The 20,035-nt window shown below is 61.5% G+C and carries 18 protein-coding genes and 1 tRNA gene; 2 read left to right on the top strand and 17 right to left on the bottom strand.

Annotation, left to right across the window (positions count from 1 at the left end; all coding sequences use genetic code 11):
- The 17 genes from A6D6_RS19360 to A6D6_RS19280 form a co-directional block, all read right to left on the bottom strand.
- A partial coding sequence (locus A6D6_RS19360; RefSeq protein ID WP_159661626.1) for a branched-chain amino acid transporter permease occupies positions 1 to 487 on the bottom strand: 487 nt, incomplete at its 3' end.
- A complete protein-coding gene (locus tag A6D6_RS19355; protein WP_133493165.1) occupies positions 484 to 1,179 on the bottom strand; it encodes an AzlC family ABC transporter permease in 696 nt (231 codons plus the stop codon). The genes A6D6_RS19355 and A6D6_RS19360, both read right to left, overlap by 4 nt.
- 117 nt (positions 1,180 to 1,296) lie before the next feature.
- On the bottom strand, positions 1,297 to 1,962 hold the full coding sequence (locus A6D6_RS19350) for an epoxyqueuosine reductase QueH (protein WP_133493166.1): 666 nt from the start codon (positions 1,960 to 1,962) through the stop codon (positions 1,297 to 1,299).
- A gap of 104 nt (positions 1,963 to 2,066) precedes the next feature.
- Positions 2,067 to 2,142, bottom strand: a tRNA-Thr gene (locus A6D6_RS19345).
- Between the two features lie 58 nt (positions 2,143 to 2,200).
- Complete coding sequence (locus tag A6D6_RS19340; RefSeq protein WP_236564175.1) at positions 2,201 to 2,899, bottom strand: response regulator; 699 nt, start codon at positions 2,897 to 2,899, stop codon at positions 2,201 to 2,203.
- Positions 2,892 to 5,534: a DUF4118 domain-containing protein gene (locus A6D6_RS19335; protein WP_159661624.1), complete on the bottom strand. Its 2,643-nt coding sequence runs from the start codon at positions 5,532 to 5,534 to the stop codon at positions 2,892 to 2,894. Before A6D6_RS19335 ends, A6D6_RS19340 begins: the two co-directional genes overlap by 8 nt.
- Complete coding sequence (locus A6D6_RS19330; protein ID WP_133493169.1) at positions 5,531 to 6,205, bottom strand: TorF family putative porin; 675 nt, start codon at positions 6,203 to 6,205, stop codon at positions 5,531 to 5,533. Before A6D6_RS19330 ends, A6D6_RS19335 begins: the two co-directional genes overlap by 4 nt.
- A complete protein-coding gene (kdpC, locus tag A6D6_RS19325; protein ID WP_159661623.1) occupies positions 6,202 to 6,795 on the bottom strand; it encodes a potassium-transporting ATPase subunit KdpC in 594 nt (197 codons plus the stop codon). Before kdpC ends, A6D6_RS19330 begins: the two co-directional genes overlap by 4 nt.
- Positions 6,796 to 6,803: 8 nt before the next feature.
- Positions 6,804 to 8,819, bottom strand: a complete 2,016-nt coding sequence (kdpB, locus tag A6D6_RS19320) for a potassium-transporting ATPase subunit KdpB (RefSeq protein ID WP_159661622.1) — start codon at positions 8,817 to 8,819, stop codon at positions 6,804 to 6,806.
- A gap of 288 nt (positions 8,820 to 9,107) precedes the next feature.
- Positions 9,108 to 10,781, bottom strand: coding sequence for a potassium-transporting ATPase subunit KdpA (gene kdpA / locus A6D6_RS19315; protein ID WP_159661621.1), 1,674 nt, complete (start codon positions 10,779 to 10,781; stop codon positions 9,108 to 9,110).
- 79 nt (positions 10,782 to 10,860) lie between these two features.
- Positions 10,861 to 10,932 (bottom strand): K(+)-transporting ATPase subunit F, encoded by a 72-nt coding sequence (gene kdpF, locus A6D6_RS22190; RefSeq protein ID WP_369412920.1) that lies wholly within the window; start codon positions 10,930 to 10,932, stop codon positions 10,861 to 10,863.
- Between the two features lie 309 nt (positions 10,933 to 11,241).
- Positions 11,242 to 11,661 (bottom strand): PaaI family thioesterase, encoded by a 420-nt coding sequence (locus A6D6_RS19305; RefSeq protein WP_133493174.1) that lies wholly within the window; start codon positions 11,659 to 11,661, stop codon positions 11,242 to 11,244.
- On the bottom strand, positions 11,658 to 12,920 hold the full coding sequence (locus A6D6_RS19300) for an MFS transporter (RefSeq protein ID WP_159661619.1): 1,263 nt from the start codon (positions 12,918 to 12,920) through the stop codon (positions 11,658 to 11,660). The genes A6D6_RS19305 and A6D6_RS19300 overlap by 4 nt, the downstream gene beginning before the upstream one ends.
- Before the next feature lie 333 nt (positions 12,921 to 13,253).
- A complete protein-coding gene (gene msrB, locus A6D6_RS19295) occupies positions 13,254 to 13,682 on the bottom strand; it encodes a peptide-methionine (R)-S-oxide reductase MsrB (protein WP_159661618.1) in 429 nt (142 codons plus the stop codon).
- A 5-nt stretch (positions 13,683 to 13,687) separates the two neighbouring features.
- Positions 13,688 to 14,320, bottom strand: a complete 633-nt coding sequence (gene msrA / locus A6D6_RS19290) for a peptide-methionine (S)-S-oxide reductase MsrA (RefSeq protein WP_133493177.1) — start codon at positions 14,318 to 14,320, stop codon at positions 13,688 to 13,690.
- 46 nt (positions 14,321 to 14,366) lie between these two features.
- Positions 14,367 to 15,017 carry a hypothetical protein gene (locus A6D6_RS19285; RefSeq protein ID WP_159661617.1) on the bottom strand — a complete coding sequence of 217 codons (651 nt, stop codon included), beginning with the start codon at positions 15,015 to 15,017 and terminating at the stop codon, positions 14,367 to 14,369.
- Between the two features lie 52 nt (positions 15,018 to 15,069).
- Positions 15,070 to 17,085: a neutral/alkaline non-lysosomal ceramidase N-terminal domain-containing protein gene (locus A6D6_RS19280; RefSeq protein ID WP_159661616.1), complete on the bottom strand. Its 2,016-nt coding sequence runs from the start codon at positions 17,083 to 17,085 to the stop codon at positions 15,070 to 15,072.
- Between the two features lie 274 nt (positions 17,086 to 17,359).
- Between A6D6_RS19280 and A6D6_RS19275 the strand changes: the two genes are divergently transcribed.
- Both A6D6_RS19275 and A6D6_RS19270 read left to right on the top strand, forming a co-directional pair.
- Positions 17,360 to 18,445 (top strand): OmpA family protein, encoded by a 1,086-nt coding sequence (locus A6D6_RS19275; protein ID WP_236564174.1) that lies wholly within the window; start codon positions 17,360 to 17,362, stop codon positions 18,443 to 18,445.
- A gap of 19 nt (positions 18,446 to 18,464) precedes the next feature.
- On the top strand, positions 18,465 to 19,874 hold the full coding sequence (locus A6D6_RS19270; RefSeq protein WP_133493180.1) for a thrombospondin type 3 repeat-containing protein: 1,410 nt from the start codon (positions 18,465 to 18,467) through the stop codon (positions 19,872 to 19,874).
- Positions 19,875 to 20,035 lie beyond the last annotated feature (161 nt).

The raw sequence follows: 20,035 nt of genomic DNA, 5'->3' as shown, positions 1-20,035 counted from the left end.
GCAACGCGGTGGCGTAAAGATCGTGAACAGGTTCTAAGGCCAGTGGCGGTTCCGGGATCGCCGGTGCCGCCGCTTCGAGGGCGCGCGGATATTGATCGCCGGTTGCGGTTGTCTCGACCGGGAAAGCCAGGCCGGGGACGATGTATTGCACCAACAGCATATGGAAGGCGGTACCACCAAGAATGGAAAGCAATACATTGCGCTTGATAAGGTGCAGTAACACGACCACCAGCGATGACAGCAACAGAGGCAGGCCGTTGTTGTTCCAGACTAATATCGCGCCATGATCAGTGTGGGCGAACAGGCGCAGGTCGCGTAACGAATAGACCACCAGAATGGTCATGATGGCAGCGGGCAGATAGCGCCCCAGGTGTTCCAGCAACGGCTGATCACGGTGACGCGACAGCGCGACGAACGGCAGAGCGCGGGAAGCCAGTGACGCCAGAGCCGCCACGGCAATCCCTGCGAAAATACCTTCCGGGCTCATGATCGCATCACCTCCTTGTCCCGGTTTCGCTGATAATCCCACAGCAACACCAGGCAGGCGCCACCGATCGCCGCCACTAACAGATGTTCCGGGGGCAGTAGCAGCATCGCGCCCGCGGAACAGAGTAAGCCGATGACAAACGGTGCGGCACGGCGAACTTTGCACATCAGTTCCAGCGTCAGGACGATGAACAGGGCCGTCAAAGCGAATTCCATGCCCGTGCTGTCAAACCGCACCAAGTCGCCAATAGCGGCACCGGACGCCGTCCCGAGCAGCCACCAGCCCTGATTCAAGACGCTGATGCGCGCGGCCACGGCGGGATCGCGCGCCTCCGGCACGCTGCTTAGCAGCGAATAGGTTTCGTCGGTCAGCGCGTAAATCAAATAGAGTTTGCGGGCCCCGGCGCCGGCGAAGCGCCCGAGCAGCGACAAACCGTAGAACAGATGCCGGCAACTGAGCAGAAAGATGGCCACGCCGATTTCCGTCAGCGATGCCTGGGCGGCCAGCAAGGTCAACAACAGAAACTGGCTGGCGCCGGAATAGATCGCCACCGACATCAGCACGGCAATCCACCATGGGTGGCCCATTTGCACGCATAACACGCCAAAAGCGATACCTAATGGAATGTAACCCAGCATGACCGGAGTGGTCAGCCTGGCGGCGTGGCGCCAGAGCGCGATTGGTGAAGACATTCAAGAAATAGTGTCAGGGCTGAAGAGGCGAAGCGGACATGATAATCATCCGGTGGTTACATGGCGCCGATTGGGGTGGGACACGCACATCGCCGCGCGCTGTTGTGGCGGGCAGGCTCAGGTGTCTTCCATACCATAATATTGAACGCCAATCCGGATGCGGTCGCGTCCCTGGGCACGGCGATGCCGGTTGGTGTCCCGCAAGGAGTAGACACAGCCACAGTATTCCTGCTGATAGAACTTCTCACGTTTACTGATTTCGACCATACGATTGGCGCCACCCTTTTTGCGCCAGTTGTAATCCCAGTATTGCAGGCCTGGATAAGGCGCGGCAGCCCGGTGGCCGCAATCGTTGATCTGCGCCATGTTCTTCCAGCGCGAAATGCCCAGCGAGCTGCTGATTACCTTGAAACCATGTTCATGGGCGTACAGCGCGGTACGCTCGAAACGCATGTCGAAGCACATGGTACAGCGCGCGCCTCGTTCTGGTTCGTCCTCCAGTCCCTTGGCGCGTTCAAACCAATTATCGGTGTCGTAGTCAGCATCCACGAAAGGTACATTGTGTTTATCCGCAAAGCGTATGTTCTCCTCTTTGCGAATCAAGTATTCCTTCACCGGGTGAATATTGGGGTTGTAAAAGAACACGGTGTATTCGATGCCCGAGGCATGCAGCGCTTCCATGACTTCACCAGAGCACGGAGCGCAGCAGGAATGCAACAATAACCGGCATTGGCCATCGGGTAGAGCCAGAGGGGGGCGTTGTATGGGGGAAATCTCGTTCATGGCGATTTCCTTCAAAGCACCTTGCAACAGTCGGGAGGGTGCATCCCCGCTGACTTCAAACAGACTCGGATGGCGGAGAGATGGAAGCACTGGGGCTGCGCGAATGGTGCCGGAAAGAGGAATCGAACCTCCGACCTACTGATTACGAATCAGTTGCTCTACCGACTGAGCTATTCCGGCATGGATCCTGTATCGGCGCGGTAGTTTAGCAGGAATGGAGGCGGAGACAAGGGCGGGATCAGTCGGAGCGGGGTTCGAAGCGGTAGCCGACGCCGGGCTCGGTGTGGAGGTAGGTGGGTGCCACGGGATCGTCGCCGAGTTTTTGCCGCAGGCGGCCGATGAGGATACGCAGGTAGTGGTTGTCATGCTGATGGCTTTCGCCCCAGACCTGGCGCAGCAATTGTTGTTGGGTAATGACCCGGTCGGCGTTGCCGATGAGCATACCGAGGACGCTGAACTCCTTGGGGGTGAGTTTCACCGGGGTACCCGCCAGTTCCACCTGGTGGCGGGCGAGGTCGAAACGCAGGTGGCCATCGTCGTATTCATTGAGGGGGCCGCCGGCGTCGTTGCTGTGGCCGAGGTGGCGGCGCACCCGGGCGAGAAATTCCTGAACACCAAAGGGTTTGGTGACATAGTCGTTGGCGCCGTGGTCCAGGGCCCGGACTTTTTCGCCTTCATCATCGCGTACTGAAAGAATGATGACCGGGACGGTACTGATTTCCCGGATTCGTGCGAGCACCTCCTGGCCGTCCAGATCGGGTAGTCCCAGGTCCAGCACGATCAGGGCGGGCTGGCTGGTACGGGCCAGAGCCAGGCCGTCGCCACCGGTGGCGGCTTCATTCACCTGGTAGCCTTCGGTTTGCAGGCTGATGCGGAGAAATCGACGGATCTGCACTTCGTCGTCGATGATCAGAATGCCGCCGGCGGCATTAGACATGGCTCGTTCCATCGGGCTGTTGTTCCATCAAGGGCAAGGTTATCACGATGTGCGCGCCACCGCCGTTGATCGGCGGCAGGGCCTCAATGGTGCCGCCATGGGCGCCGACCATGCCCCGGCAGATGGCGAGGCCCAGGCCGCTGCCGTAGGGGCCCCGGTCACCGTCGCCGCCAGTGAAGAACATGTCGAAAACCTTCTCTCGTTGATGCTCTGGAATACCCGGTCCCTGATCGCTGATTTCGACCACGATACGGCCAGTGTCGGCCCGGGCGGTGAGGGTGATTTCGCCGCCGGGGGGAGAGAATTTCGCGGCGTTCTCGATCAGATTCACCAGAGCCTGCTCGATGAGCGCGGGATGTACGAACAGCAGGGGTAAGTCCGCGTCCACTTGCCGGTGCAGTGTCAGACTGGCGGTAAGCGGCGCGGTGCGTTTCAACGCCGCGGCGATCAGGTCCGCCGGCGCGATCCAGTCCCGTGCCAGCTTCAGAGTGCCATGGCCGAGCCGGGTCATATCCAGCAGATTCTGAATATAGCTGTTCAGCCGGTGTCCCTCGTTGAGGATGGCGTCGAGCAGTTCCCGGCGATGTTCTTCACTGAGCAGTGAGGCCTGGTCGCGCAAACTGCTGGCGGCGCCGATCATGGACGACAGTGGGGTACGCAGGTCATGGGAAATGGAGGAGAGCAGGGCCGAGCGCAGCCGTTCGGTTTCCTCGGCGACCCGGGACGCTTCCAGAGTGGCGCTTAGCTGGACTCGCCACAATGCCAGGGCAACCTGATTGGCCAGCGTTTCCAGATGGCTGAGCACGGCGGCGTCCACGTCGCCCAGGGATCGGGTGTCGAGGATTAACACACCGAAACTCTGATCACGAAAACGCAGTGGCATGACACGCTGGGGCAGGTTGCCCAGAGTGTCACTGCCTTGCCCGGCGTGTTTGCCGCTTTCCAGGGCCCATTGGGCGGCACTGCGCAGAGCACCGTCGAGGTCGGCGTTGCGGTCCAGCTCCTGTGCTGGCACCACCTGGATCCGGCTATCGAATTCCCGGCTCAGGTAAGCCTCGGCTTCGCGCCGGACATCCTGAAGGCCGGTGGCTTCGCCCAACCGGCGGCTCAGCGTTAGCAGTGAGCGGTTATGATCGCCGATCCGGCGCAGGTTGACGATCTGGTTTCTGAGGCGGCTGGCCAGCCGCCCGGTGACCAGGGCGATAACCAGAAAGAACGCCACGGTGAGAATGTCCTGGGTATGATAAATGGCCAAGCTGTAATACGGCTCGGTGAAGAAAAAGTTGTAGGTGAGCAGGCTGAGCACGGCGGCGAAGGTGGCGGCGCGCATGCCGGTACGGCTGGCCACCAGCAGGACACCGGTAAGAAAGATCAGCGACAGATTCGGCAAGGCCAGGAAATGATCCGCCACCGTAGCGGCCAATACGCTCGCCGCCACCACCGACAGTGCCAGCCACAACTGCCGCGCCGGTGGCCAACCCGGTGCGCGCCAGCGCCGACGGTGACGGGGCGGTGCGTTGGCGATACAGGTCAGCTCGAAGTCCTGCCCCCGTCGCATCAGTTTCTGACTCAGGGTGCGGCCGAATAAGCCGGCCAGCGGACGGTGGCGGCTGCGGCCGAATACGATGCCGGTGACGTTGTGATGGCGGGCATGATTCAGAGCCATGCCGACCACATCGTGGCCATGCAGGGTCACGATGTCTCCGCCCAATTGCTCAGTGAGCCGGAATACCGCTTCCAGGTTCTGCTTTTGCGTATCGGGTGGTGATTGCCCGGTGTCCACCCAAAGGGTACTCCAGGGCGCCCGACGCCGTTGCGCCATGCGCGCGGCGGCGCGCACCACCGCTTTGTCGTTGCCGCGCCCGTCCACCAAGACCAGCAGACGCGGGCGTACCGGCCAGGGGCCATCGACACCCTGGCTGGCCATGGTGGTGAACACGTCGTGATCGATACGATTGGCCACGGTCTGCAGCGCGAGTTCGCGCAACGCGGTTAGATTGCCCCGGTTGAAGAAGTGATCCATGGCCGCCCGGGCCTGTTCCGGCACATACACCTTGCCCTGGCGCAGCCGTTCCAGCAGTTGATCCGGTGGCAGATCCACCAGCATCAGATCGCGGGCCGATTGAACCAGGGCGTCGGGTATGGTTTCACGCATGCGCACGCCCGTGATGCGGGCAATGTGGTCATTGAGACTTTCCAGGTGCTGGACGTTGACCGTGGTCCACACGTCGATGCCGGCGGCGAGCAGGTCCTCGATGTCCTGATAGCGGCGCGGGTGCAGACTGCCGGGAAGGTTCCGGTGCGCGAGTTCGTCCACCAGAATCAGCGGAGGGTGTTGTTGCAATGCCCCTTGCAGATCGAACTCATGAAAGTCGCGTCCTCGATATTGGATCGGACGTAACGGCAGGCGCGGCAGGTCGGCGCAAAGCGCCTCGGTTTCTGCGCGGCCGTGGGATTCGATCACGCCCAGCAGCACCGGCTGGCCCTGACGGGCAAGCTCCCGGGCGGCTTGCAGCATGGCGTAGGTCTTGCCCACGCCGGGCGCCGCGCCGATAAAGATTTTCAGGCGGCCCCGGCTGGCGTCGTCGCTGACCGCCAGCAGGGCGTCCGGGTCCGGTGTGGTCGGGGCTTTCATAGGCTCCATTGCCAACTGAGCACCAGCCGTGGCCGGTTGCGATGGCGGTCGTCGTCGGCGTTATTGCTCTCGACACCGAGGCTGAGAACGCCGTGCTCGGCCAGATCACGGCTCACCGCCAGGGCCAGATGCTGGTAGTCACCGTCATCATCGGTGGCGTCCTTCACGTGGCCCACCGTCCAGGAAACGCCGTAGTCGTCCGACACCGGATAAGTACCACCCAGGGCCAGATACTGATCGTGGGTGCGGCCATCGCCGTCCTCTTTCCAAACAGTGAGTGCATAGCGTACCTGCAGTGCATCCGGACCCACGGTGATCAACCCTTCACCGATATCGCTATCCTGTTCCGCCAGCGGGTAGGCGTAGTAGATCAGGCCCACGTCCATTGGCAACGGCCCGGCCTTGAAGCGCCGGCCCATGGTCAAATCCATCTCGTAACCAGCGTCCTCGCCATCGTCAATGGTGGAGAACCAGGCACCGGCGTAGCCGCCGCCAGTATGCCGGGTTTCGACCCCGGCCTGTAGCGCCGGGCGGTCATCGCTTTGCGTTTTGCCCCGCCACAGATAGTTGCTGGTGAGGGTGATGTCGGCATCGGCTTGCCAGTCCGCCGAGGCGGGTACCGCCAGAGTGCAGAGAAACAGGGACAGCGGTGTGCGGCTCAAGAGCTTCATGGGTTGGTGGCCTCCGCTGCATCCAGTGCCAGATTGAGAGTGAGGACATTGACGTAGGTCGGACCGAACACACCCAGGAAAGGCGCCCGGGTGTGCGAGGCGATGCTTTGCTTCACCTGCTCAAGCGCCAGACCACGCGCCGTCGCCACCCGGGGGGCTTGCAGCGCGGCGGCTTCCGGACTGATATGTGGATCGATACCGGAACCGGAGGCGGTTACCAGATCCACCGGCAGTTTCTCGACGGGAACGTTTTCCTGACGGGACAGGGCGGCGGCGTCCCGCGTTACCCGTTCACGCAATTCGGGGTTGCTCGGCGCCAGATTGGAGCCGGACACCCCGGTGGGATCGTAGTCGGCGGCGGAAGGACGCGGGTGGAAATAGCGCGGCTCACTGAAGGGCTGCGCCGCCAGTTGCGAGCCCACCGCCTCGCCGTTCAGATAGACGAGGCTGCCGCGGGCCTGTTCAGGAAACAGCGTTTGTCCGAGCAGTGTGCTGATCAGCGGGTAAAGACCGCCGCATAACAGCATCAGAACCACGGCCAGGCGCAAAGCCGAAAACCAGGAGGTGGAGGTTAAAGTGCGGGCATTCATGATCACTCCTAGAGCATCCAGGCCAGAGCCAGGTCGATAAGTTTGATGGCGGGGAACGGCAGCAGCAGGCCGCCGAGGCCGAAGATCAACAGATTGCGGCGCAGGGTGGCGTCGGCGCTGCCGGGGCGCACCCGCACGCCGCGCAGAGCGAACGGAATCAGTGCAGGGATAATCAGGGCGTTGAACAGCACCGCCGAAAGAATCGCACTGTCCGGGCTGTGCAACTCCAGCAGATTCAAGGCGCCCAGGCTGGGCAGTGACACCACGAACAAAGCCGGCAAAATAACGAAGTACTTGGCCACGTCGTTGGCCAGGGAGAAGGTGGTCAGAGCGCCACGGGTGATCAACAGCTGCTTGCCGATTTCCACCACTTCCAGCAATTTGCCGGGATCGGAGTCCAGATCCACGATATTGCCGGCTTCCTTGGCGGCCTGGGTGCCGGAGTTCATGGCCAGACCCAGATCCGCCTGGGCCAGGGCGGGGGCGTCGTTGGTGCCGTCGCCCATCATCGCCACCAGCCTGCCTTTGCGTTGTTCTTCGCGGATCAGTGCCAACTTGCGTTCCGGTGTGGCTTCGGCCACCACGTCATCGACCCCGGCCTCGGCGCCGATGGCGGCGGCGGTGAGCGGGTTATCGCCGGTGATCATGACGGTGCGAACACCGGCTTCGCGCAAGCGGGCGAAACGCTCCCGGATTCCCGGCTTGATCACATCGGACAAGGCGATGACGCCGAGCACTTGATGGTTCTCCGCCACCACCAGCGGCGTGGCGCCTTTGCTGGCAACCTGTTCCACCAGGCCGTCAGTGGTTCGCGGATAGTGGCCGCCCTGTTCCTCGACGAAGCGGCGAATGGCGTCAGTGGCCCCCTTGCGCACTTGCCGTCCTTCCGGCAGGTCGGCACCGGATAGCCGGGTATGAGCGGAGAATTCGATGAAGTCGGCGTGTTCGTTGGCGGCCACGGTGGTGCCCTGGTCCAGGGCCAGAGTGAGAATCGAGCGGCCTTCCGGGGTGGGGTCGGCGAAGGAGGCGAGGCAGGCGGCTTCCCTTAGCGCGCTTTGCTCAACGCCGGGCAGGGGTAGAAACGCGGTGGCGCGGCGGTCGCCCAGGGTGATGGTGCCGGTCTTGTCCAGCAGCAGGGTGTCGATGCTGCCCGCCACTTCCACCGCCTTACCGGATTTGGCCACCAGATTGGCGCGCAGGGCGCGTTCCATACCGGCGATGCCGATGGCCGGCAACAGGCCGCCGATGGTGGTGGGGATCAGACAGACCAGCAAGGCCACCAGCAACGGCACGCTCAGCGGCGCGCCGAGAAAATCGCCCATTGGCACCAAGGCGGTGACCACCACCAGAAAGATCAAGGTCATCGCCGCCAGCAGTACCGACAGCGCCAGTTCATTGGGCGTGCGTTGACGTTTGGCGCTTTCCACCAGGGCGATCATGCGATCCAGCAGGGAGTCGCCGGGATCATTGCTGACCTTGATCACGATACGGTCGGTGAGCACCTTGGTGCCGGCGCTGACACTGCTGTTATCGGTGCCGGCTTCGCGTAGCACCGGGGCGGATTCGCCGGTGATGGCGGACTCGTTGATGGTGGCGGCGCCCTCGACGATGTCACCGTCGGCGGGAATCAGTTCACCCGCTTCCACCTCGATCAGGTCACCCCGGCGCAAAGCATCGGCGCTGATTTCGTCGATTCCGCCATTGGCGCCCCGGCGCCGGGCAGTCAGGTTCTGCCGGGTTGCACGCAAACTGTTGGCGTGGGCACGACCACGGGATTCGGCCAGGGCCTCGGCGCCGTTGGCGAACAACACGGTGGCCAGCAGAATCAGGAACAGCACCATTTCCAAACGCCAGGGCAATCCCTGGCTGTAGTGCCACAGTGCGAACGCGAAGGTGACCACGGTGCCGATGGCGACCACCATCATCACCGGGTTGCGCGCCAATGCCCACGGTGCCAGCCGTTTGCAGGATTCCAGAAACAGCGGGAAAGGCTTGATGCCGCTCAGCAGAGAACGGGAACTCATGATGACAACTCCTGAGAGCCTGTTTGAGATCGATCCGCCATCGCGTTGCCGATGAAAAAGTCGCCAGGCAAGGCGGGGACTGCAGGCTCTAGTGGTTCTAAAGTCAAAGTGCGCAACGCAGCGGGCGCCTTTTTCAGCGGCAACCCGGAGGGCCGGGCCCACTTTCTTTAGGTGGAGAGTGCCGCCAGGCCGCGATTACGCTTGTTTATGTAGAATGACTACATCGCACAATCGGAATCACGACCTGGCGACAAAATGAACTCCGGCGCGATGGTGTATAGATCACAATCAGGCCCTCAGCGCTTCGGCGATGGGGCCGAGCACCAGCGCGGGTAAAAAGCTCAACAGAGCGAACAGCACGATGACGCCGAGGGTGAGCACGGCGAAGGTGGGGGTATCCACATTCAGCGTTCCCCGGCTTTGCGCGCTGGGGCGTTTGCCAGCCAGGGAGGCGGCGATGGCCAGAGGCGCCAGCATGGGAATAAAACGGCCGCCCATCAGTGCCAGAGCGCAGCTCAGATTCCACCAGACGCTGTCATCGCCCAGCCCTTCAAAACCGGAGCCGTTGTTGGCGAACGCACTGGTGTATTCGTAGAGCACCTGACTGAGGCCATGGGGACCGGGATTGCTGGTGCCGGCCCAGCCGGGCACGGCCAGGGTGATCGCGGTGAGCCCGAGAATCAGAATCGGCTGCAACAGCAGGGCCAGGCTGGCGAGTTTCATTTCCCGGGTTTCCAGCGGCCGTCCGAGGAACGATGGCGCCCGGCCGATCATCAGAGAACCTATGAAGGCGGCCACGAACATGAACAACAGATAGCCGATCAAGCCGACGCCGATGCCGCCGAATGTGACGTTGAGGAACATGTTCATCAGCTCGCTCATGCCACCCAACGGATTAAAGGAATCGTGCATACCGTTCACCGAGCCGTTGGAGGTTTGTGTGGTCCAACTGCCCCAAAGTGCGGTGAGGTCGGTGCCGAAGCGCACTTCCTTGCCTTCCATGTTGGGCCCCTGGATGCCGGTGACGGCCACCGCCGCATTGGGTTGGCGTTCGGAAAACACGTTCAATGACGTGGAGACCAGGGACAGACCAAGCATCACCCCCGCCACGCACCAGCCGAGCCGGTGGCGCCGGGCCATGAAGCCGAGCATGAACACCAGGGCCATGGGAATCAGCATCAGTGCGCTGGTTTCCACCAGGTTGGAAAAAAACGTGGGGTTTTCCAGAGGCACAGAGCTGTTGGGACCGAACCAGCCGCCGCCGTTGGTTCCAAGCTGTTTGATCGCCACCATCGCCGCCACCGGGCCAAGCGGTATGGTTTGCGTGGTGCCCTCCTGCAGGGTGCTGACTTCAGTGGCGCCCTGGTAGGTGCTGGGCACGCCCTGGCTGGCGAGCAGCAGGGAGGTGATCAGCGACAAGGGCAGCATCACCCACAGCACTGAACGGAGCAGGTCGCGGTGGAAGTTGCCCACGGACACGGTTTCCCCGGGTTGGGTATTGCTGAACAGGGTGCGCAGGATTGCCACCAGGGTCGCCAGGCCCGCCGCCGGTGTTACCACTTGCAAGGTCACGATGCCGAGCGTGTGGGCGAAATAGGACAATTGCGCCTGACCGGAATAGTGCTGCTGGTTGGTGTTGGTGAGGAAGGAAATCACCGTGTGCAGCGCCAGATCCCAGGACATGTTGGGAATATGATCGGGGTTCAGCGGCAGCCATTGCTGCATGCTGAGAACAAGAAAAATGACGATCGCCAGAAGCAGGTGCAGCTTGAGCAGCGCACGGGCGTAATCGCTCCAGGACATGCCAGCGTTCGGATTGACGCCAGCCAGACGCAACAGCCCGTTTTCAACCGTGGCAATACCTGGTGAGATGGATCGCTCGCCGAACAGCCAGCTCAGGTAACGCCCTAGCGGCCATGCCAGGCCGAGGGTGACGAGGTAGATGAGAGCCACCTCCTTCATAGCCGTTTCTCCAATTCCAGAAAGGTGAAACACACGCCAAACAGTGCAATGAGGATGACGATGCCGAGCAGGATCATGATCAGAATTTCTCCGGCCAGAGCAGGGCGGCCAGCAGATACGCGGCGATCCCCAGAACGATGAGTAACAACATGGAACGGATCCTTGCTATCGCTGATGGAAGATGGGGGGCAGCGTACGAGCGAGGGGCGTAAAAAATCGATTCAGAGAAGATCAAAGGAGCATAAAAAAGGCGTAAAAATCGCCTTGGAGGGGGCTTGTCTATTGGTCTTGGAGATATGAATTCACACTGTATTCGCTGCCAAGGCAGCTTCCCACAGAGGGGCTACGAAGCCGCTGTGGGAAGCTGCCTTGGCAGCGAATACAGTGCGTGTAAGCAAGGCAGGCCGGCAACTGTGGAACCCCAGTGGCTTACGAGCCGCGATTCAGGAGGGACCGGCTTTCAGCCTTTCGGGTAAAGCACCATCTGGGTACAACGGAACAGAGCGATGACCTTGCCGCTGTCCTGGTGACGCACTTCCGCGTCCCAAAGTTGCGTGGTGCGGCCCAGGTGAACGGCCTTGGCCTCGCAGGTCACGACACCTTCGCGGGCGGTGCCGATGAAGTTGCTTTTCAGTTCCACCGTGGTGAAGCTGATGGCGCCTTCCGGCAGCGAAGTCTGGCAGCCGAAACCGCAGGCGGAGTCCGCCAGGGCGATCACCGAGGCGGCATGCAGATAACCGTTGGGCGCCAGGTGATGACGGGCCACACTGAAGTGTCCGCGTATCAGGCCGCGCTCGGCGGTGTCCCATTGGAGCCCCATGTAGCCGGGCAGGAAGCCGGCCTGGCGTTGGGTGATCTGGTCGTTCTGGTTTTCGTTCATGTTTCTTTTTCCAAAGCAGGGGTTGAACAGGACGGCGCGGCGCGTACTTTCGGGATCCGGGTCATGATCGCGGCGGCAAGAATGTTGGTGGCGATACTGGCAAGAATGGGCACCGTGTAGCTGTGGCTCAGGTCGAAAATATAGCCGGCGGCGGTGGGACCGATGAGGGTTCCCAGGGCCACGCTGGTGTAAAGCACACCGATGATACTGCTGATATGGCGTCCTCCAAAGTAGTCCATGGCGAGTGCCGGTATCAGGGCGACGAAGCCGCCGTAAAACACACCGAATACGAAACCGAACAACGACAGTCCCCAAAAGTCCCGGGAAAACAGCCAGATCAAAAGAGACAGTGCCATGCCCATGAACATGGCCATCAGGGTGATTTGACGTCCCCATTTGTCCGCCAGGCTGCCCAGAAGAAAACGGCCAGCGGTGCTGCCGATGCCGACGGCGCCCAGCAGCAAGGCGGCGGACGCGGAATCAATACCGTGGTCGCGGGCGTAGGGCACCAGGTGCACGAATGGCACGAACAGGCCGAAGGACGCAACCAGGCCCGCGGCGTACAGCAGAATGAACCGCTTTGAGCGGATCGCCTCGCCGACCCGCATACCGTCGGAGACGCTGCCTGGCGGCGGGGCGGGATCGCCATCGGGATGGAGCCCGCGGTCACGCGGGTCGTTCTGGATCAGCAGTGACAGTATCAGTCCGAGAACCAGAGTGATCGCGCCGATCAGCAGGTAGCTCTGGCGCCAGCCCAGGGCTTCGATCAGGAGCGCGGCGATGGGGGGCATGAACAGGGTGCCGACGCCGATACCGCTCACCGCCAGCCCGGAAGCGAAGCCCCGGCGCCGGGAGAACCAGCGCTGTACCGCACCCACCGCCGGCACATAGGAAAAGCCGACACCCAGCCCGACACCGAGCCCGTAGGCCAGATACACCTCCATCAGGTTGCGGGCCAGCCCGGCCAGCATTAAACCGGCGCCGGTGAACAGCATGCCGATGATTGCCATGGTGCGTGAACCCCAGCGATCCGCCAGGGGGCCGCTGATAATGCCCAACGCGAAATAAAGAAAACCAGCCAGAGAGAAGACCAGGGACACGGAGCCACGTGAGGCCTCGAAATCGGTTTGCAGCGCGTCGACGAAGGCGCTGAAGGTATAGGCGCTGCCGAAGCCGAGGAAGGTAACGGCGAAAGCACCACCGACCACATACCAGCCGGGAAAAAGGCGGGAAGGTGGTGTTGGGGTTGGCGTGGGCACGACGGACTCCTTTGTTATTGGACTGCGGGTTATTGGACCGCGGGCCGGCTGATCAGGCCGTGTTCCATATTGGGGCAGCGGGTGTCGGGAGACAAACGGGATTTTCTAAGGCGGGAGGCATAGAAAAACTAAACATGGAAAATGGCCGGTCCGTGGCGTATGGGGCTCCGATGCTCCACGGGTTCGGGGCGCACGCTAACACCCGATTCGCGAGCAAGCTCGCCTCCCACGGTGGTTACGTAGATCTCCTGTGGGAAGCGAGCTTGCTCGCGAAGACAGCGCGAATGTCACCAAGATCACCGTAGAGGGAGTGGGCTAGTGAGCCCCGATTTTTCAACCGACTTTGAACACCAATGACGCCGAGTTCAGGCAGTGACGTTCGCCGGTCGGGGGCGGGCCATCGGGGAACACATGTCCCAGATGACCATCGCAGCGGGCACAACGGATCTCGGTGCGGGTCATGCCGTGGCTGTGGTCCTCCAGGCGGCGGATATGGGTGTCGTCCACCGGTTGATAAAAGCTCGGCCAGCCGGTGCCGGAATCGAACTTGGTGGCGGAGTGGAACAAGGGCAGATCACACAGCTTGCAGTGATAAACGCCGTCTTCCTTATTGTCCAGCAGTCCGCCGCAGAACGGTGGTTCGGTGCCCTGGTTTAGCAGGATGCGCCGCTCTTCCGGGGTGAGAGCGGCGGCTCGCTGTTGTTTTTCCAGGTCGGTCAGCGGTGTCAGGTCGTGGCCGCTGGGGGACAAATGCTCGCTCATGATGTTCAGTCCGCCTCCGGAGTTCTGAGGGTGTCGGGAAAGGCCGTTCGCAGTTTTTCTACTTTCGGGTGCGCCACGTGGGTGATGTACGGCTGGGTAGGGTGACGCCGTGCGAAATCCTGGTGGTAGTCCTCCGCCGGATAAAACGTATCCAGCGGCTCCAGGGTGGTAACAATGGGCGCGATGAAGGCGCCGGCCTGATTGAGTTGATGAATATAGGCGGCGGCCGCTTGTCGCTCCGGTTCGCTTTGATAAAAGATGGCGGAGCGGTATTGCGGGCCGCGATCATTGCCTTGCCGGTCCTTCTGCGTGGGATCGTGGGCCACGGCGAAGAACAGTTTGAGTAACTCGCCGTAACGGATCACCGCCGGGTCATAGCGGATCTCGATGGCCTCGGCGTGACCGGTGCGGCCGGTGCAGACCGCTTCGTAATTGGCGTGTTCCGCGTCGCCACCGGCGTAGCCGGAGATGACCGAATGGACCCCGTTCAGCTGTAAGAACACAGCCTCGGTGCACCAGAAACAACCGCCGGCGAGGATGGCGCGACCCGGGTCCTGATCCCGTGGCAGAGCCTCGGCGGGGTCGGGGAAGCGTTCCGGGTGCAGGGCCAGGCTGGTTCCGGGTATGACTGCGCTCATTGTGGGACTCCTCGTTCGCCTCTTCGTGATGGATCGGCTCCAGCGCTTATTTGGGGATCAGGCCGCGATCGGTCAATACCTGATGCAGAGCGCGGCACTGACTGCGCGCGATGGCCTTACGGTTATTGGCTTCATGAGTTCGTGCCACGCCGGTCCACAGAGGGCGGCCGCTTTTGTCGAAAAACTCCGCCTCATAACTCTGTTGCGCATCCGGCTCCTTGGGTTTTTCCAGTTTGCCGCCGATACCAATCCGCCAAGTGGGTTCCTGGCGCATGTCGCTGTTGATCGGGTTGAGATCCCGGGACTCGGTCATGCGGGGCGGCGCCAGCAGCAGAGCGGTCAGATCGACGATCAGGGCGCGGTCGTAGGGTTGATCGTGCAACCAGCGCAGCAAGCCCTGCTTGCCGCCATCTTCATACCATATCGGTCGTACTTGATGGGCCAGATGCACCGACAGGGCACTACCCTGGAAAATGGGCTGGCACACTTCTTCCCAGACATGCCGGGTGGCCGGCTCCGGGCTCTGTGCCACCAGCAGTAAGGAGCGCGCCGGGGAGGGCGCCGTGTCCTGGCTGTGACGGGTGGTGATCTCAGTGGTGCTGGCACAACCGGCCAACACCAGCAGGGCGGCCGGCGCGACGATCCAGCGCCGGGTCCGGAACAGAAAACGTGATAATCGGGACGAAGGAAAACTCACCGAATACTCTCCTGTTGGCGCCTGACGATAAGGTCATGTCAGTGTAGCCGCTTCAGAAGATCGGGGACACCAGACGTGGCGCCGCTCCGGCGAGAATGTGAAGGGCTCGACCACCGGATTGTCCGGGTTCCGGCGGCGTGTACCAGCGCACCTCATAGAGTGCGCCGTCCTCGCCCTGGTCTTCCAGCAACAACAGCTGAAGGTCGCCGCTGTCGTCGTCCACCAGCATTCCGCCACTGGTTTCATCCAGTATTGCCAACAGGGGTTGGTGCAGCGGCAGCGCCGCGGCCGGTTCACCGTGGAAACGCCAGCGCCAGTAGCTCTCGTGGGTGGTGTCGCCCGTCATATAACGGGCCTTGCCCTGCCATTGCCGGGACCAGGTGCGGGAGGGCGGCGGTTCGGGCCAGTAGCGGTGACTGCGCAACACGAAAGTGGCGTGGCCCGGGTGCTGGTTCTGATTGCCTTGCCGGAACAGGTCGTCACTGAGCCGCGCACTCTGGGCACTGAGAAAATCCACGGTATGGGGGCCGTAGAGGGTGTGACCGCCCTCGTAGTACTGGGCGCTGTATTCGGCTTCGGTGGTGGCGTAGCCGAAATAGCCGTTGGCCAGGCTGCTGATGACCACGGTCCAGTCCGGATCCGGTAGCGTCGCGTCGACCGCTTCGCGGATCCGGTTGCCGCTTTCCAGAGTGATTTCCCACGGCAGAGCCACCAGCACCAGGTCGTTGATGCGCAGGACCTGGAACAAAGCTCGATGCGGGTAGCGTGCCGGTGCCAGAGCCAGTTGCAGCTTGGACAGCATCCATTGTTTCACGCCCTGACAACCGTCGGTGAACAGCGTGCGTGGCCAGCCTTCCTGCAAGTAGGGCAAATAGGAAATCGGAAATACTTCATCGCCGTTGGCGGCGCCGGCCACGGCGGCACCGATGATCGGGCGCTCGCACAGGCCGTGGCGCTGGTCGTCGTCGAGTGCGAGCAGATCCAGTTCCCGGCTCGCCACGGCAGTGTGCAGGTCGTCCCGCAGTTCATTTCCCAACTGATGGAACAGGGCGTTGGCCTGTTTTCCCAGGGCGGTGCCGATTCGGCGTGCCTCGCGGTCGCCGCGTAACCCGGCTGCCCAGGCGGGATTGTTGTCGCCGTGGGTGGCTTGGACCGTGCCGTGCACGAACCGCCAGGGCAACGGCTTGACGGTGGGCTCGATACCTTGCGCCAACCAGTGCCAGACGTCGGCGTGGTAGGGACGGGTAAAGGCGGGAATAGCGGTGCCGTGAATCGAAAACAGGGTCAGAGCGCCGGCTGGATAAAAGCGGCCGTCATCGGCCATCAGGTCGATGCGCAGCTGGCTCATCCTCGGGTTCACCGCTTCGTGCGCCAGCTCTTCGGTCCATTGTTGTTCCGGGATCCGGTGGTTGCGGGCCCAGGCTCCCAGGGAACGGTTGCGGGTCAGTCCCCATACCTCGCTTTGCCCGCTGGCGAAACGGGCCGGGCGGCGAGCGCGATAGGCTTCAATCACCGCCTGGCTGATGCGCTCGGCGAGAAATTCGAACAACGCCGGGTCGAATCCGGGCTTCTGGCTGCCGAATACGTTATAGAAATCGCTGCCCAGATACTGGCCCGGGCCGGAGTGGGTGTGAGTGACCAACAGGCTGAGGGCGTGCGCGGGAACGTCGGTGGTAGCGGCGATACGCTCCGCCACCGCGTACTGCAGCGGCAGCGATCCGGCCCCAAGGTCCAGTTGCACCAGGGCCATGGGGGGCTGGCCGGCGCCATGCAGATAAAAGGCGCGGGCTTTCAGGCGAGTACGGAACCCGTTGGCGCTGCGGGCCCAGGCGGAGTAGCCGAACTTGGGCAGGCCGATGGCCGGTGTGATGTCCACTTCGGCCACGCCGGCCAGATTGCCGTCCTGGACGGCGGAGGGCCGCGGGGCCGGGATATCGAAGTCCAGGGTGATGCTGGGGTAGAACAAAAACGGCCAGGCGGCATGAAGCACAGTGCCAAGAGCGATCAGCAGCACCAACAGCAATAGCCGGGGCAGGGTCAGCAAGCGGCGTAACGAACGAGAGATCATGGTGAGAGAGCGCGGAAAAAGCGCATCGGCGTAGTTATCATTTTTATTGGCACGAAAGTGCAAAATATATCTGCAATTTACTCTTAAAGCAATACATAAGCCGAGCGGCGTACATAACGATACAAATCGATACGACTTTGTGATGTTGTGAAATGGGACAGAGAAGTTCTCAACACTATTCCAACCGGTTTTCACCGGATCCCTGTTTTTTTTAAGCCCTTCAATTATTCCAATGATTGCACTGTAACCCGTTGATACCCGAGGGGGAAAGACGATGAAAGCAATCTGGAAGCTGTCCACGCTGGGCATGGCCGTGGCTTTGGCCAGCCATGCCGCCGTGGCTCAGGAGCGCGAATACGTAGAACAGGCAAAACCCAATCAGTACATCGGTGGCATGGCGCATTACATCGATGTGGATGAGGATTGGCAGGCCGGTGACCGTGGGGCGGGCGGCACCATCTTCTACGGCCGCAAGCTTACTGATCATATCTGGTGGGAGTCCGAAGCCGGGGCCTATGGTCTCGAGTCCGATATCGACAACGGCCAGGACTTCTATCAATACCCGGTGACTACGGGTCTGGCCTTCACCCTGGGTGACCGCACCGGTTTCACCCCTTACATGGTCATGGCCGTTGGTGGTATCTACAACGACGTCTACATCGACGATGACGACGGCTGGGACTTCCACGCCAACGCTGGTCTGGGCGCGGTGACCGGGCCACTGTTCAACAACGGCCTGAAAGTTCGTGCCGAAGCCCGTTACCTGTATAACGATTTCGACGGCACCGGTGATTCCGCCGGCGATGGCGGCTTCGGTGATTACCGCTATTCCGTGGGTCTGGAAGTGCCGATGGGTTACACCAAGGTGGTGGAAAAAACCCGGGTGGAAACCAAGCAGGTAGCGGTGCAACAGCCGGTGATCGATTCCGATGGCGACGGCGTGCCGGATAACCTGGATCAGTGTCCGGATACCATGCCGGGCGCCAAAGTGGATGGCAAAGGCTGTCTGCTGGTGAACCAGACCGTGACCTTCAACAACATCAACTTCGAGTTCGATTCCGCTGAACTCACCGTTTCCTCTCGCCCGTTGGTATCGCGCATTGCCCGTTCTCTGACCGCGGAAAACAACAACATCCGCGTGGAAGTGGCAGGTCATACCGACAGCGTTGGTTCCGCCCAGTACAACGAAGGTCTGTCCCAGCGCCGCGCCGATTCCGTGCGTAACTATCTGGTTCGTGAAGGTGTGGACAGCAGCCGCGTCACGGCCCGCGGTTACGGCGAGAGCCAGCCCATTGCCGATAACGACTCCGCGTCCGGTCGCGCTATGAACCGCCGCGTTGAATTTCATGTGACTGAGTAGTAAGAGGAGGGATCTCGAGATGTCACGTTTAAAAACGATCAGCCTGTTGCTGTTGGTGGCCGTGCTCGGCCTCGGCGGCTTGTACGGCTGTAAATCCAGTGGTGGCAGCAGCGGTGGTGGTGACCCCACCCCCAACGTCCAGGACGACGATAACGACGGTATCCCCAACAATGAGGATAACTGTCCGCAAATGCCCAACAATGATCAGCGTGATGAGGACGGCGATGGCATCGGTGACGTCTGTGATGACGATATCGATGGCGACGAAGTGGACAATGATGACGACAACTGTCCATGGGTGCCGAACGAAGATCAGTTGGACTCCGACGATGACGGTATCGGTGACGCGTGCGATGCCAACAACGATGACGACGGTGACGGCTTCGACGACGGCGAGGATAACTGCCCGAATACGCCCAACCCGACCCAGTCGGACATCGATAACGATGGTATCGGCGACGCCTGTGATGACGACATCGACGGTGACGGCATCCCCAATGGGGAGGACAACTGCCCCTACGTGGCCAACCACGATCAGCTGGACACCGATGGTGACGGCGTAGGCGATGCCTGCACCGGTGACAAGGACGGTGACGATGTGCCCGACGAGCAGGACAACTGCCCGATCGTGCCCAACACCGACCAGGCGGATCTTGACCAGGACGGTATCGGCGATGTCTGTGATGACGACCGCGACGGTGACGGCGTGGAAAACGGTCATGACGACTGCCCGGACGTAGCCGGTCCCGCCAGCAACAACGGCTGCCCGGTGGATGATCCCACCGACACCGATGGTGACGGCATCCCCGATGACCAGGACAACTGTCCCACCATTCCCAACGCGGATCAGGCCGACAGTGACGGTGATGGCATCGGCGACGTGTGTGACGACGCTGGGTTCACCTGTAACGATGTCAGTAACTATCAGCCGCTGCTGGCCAGCGACGGGTTCCTGGCGGACGGTTCCGCCGTGGGCATTTGCATCAGCTGCGGTATCTCCGACGCGGGCAATATGATCGATGGTCAGGACAACTCCTTCGCCACTTTGAATGTGACGGCGGCTTTGATTTACGGTGGTGCTGATGCATTGGTTTACGACGGTCCCGTGATCTCCGGGGTTAATCGTGCCGGCTTCGTGGTTTCCAAGCCCAATTCACCCCTGCTTAACCTGAGCCTGCTCGGCAACTTCGTCACCCTGACGTTCTTTAATAACGACACGGAAGTGGCGGAAACCACCGCGGATGGTGGCCTGCTTGGTCTGGAACTGTTGGGCTTCGGCACCGGTGATGGCAGCCAGCGTTTCCTGTCCACGCAGTTGGATCCGTCCCTGGAGTTCAACCGCGTTCGACTGCGCTACGCGGGTTTGCTCAACGTCAATGATTCCTTGAGGATTCACCGTGTTTGTGCCGGTACCGACCCGGCGCTCTGATCCATAACTTTCTCCTTTCAGGCGAACTGATGGGGCGCGAAAGCGCCCCTTTTTTTTGTTCATCGCGGTTTAGCGGGACAGGGTCGCTCCGGCGGGGGCTCCCGTATTACTCGGTTATCTCGAAGACATTCATTCAGAGGGGGCTACAGCGCCGCTGTGGG

This window comes from Alcanivorax xiamenensis, assembly GCF_009846745.1.
In the GTDB taxonomy this organism is placed as follows: domain Bacteria; phylum Pseudomonadota; class Gammaproteobacteria; order Pseudomonadales; family Alcanivoracaceae; genus Alloalcanivorax; species Alloalcanivorax xiamenensis.
This window is presented reverse-complemented; position numbering and strand designations above follow the sequence as displayed.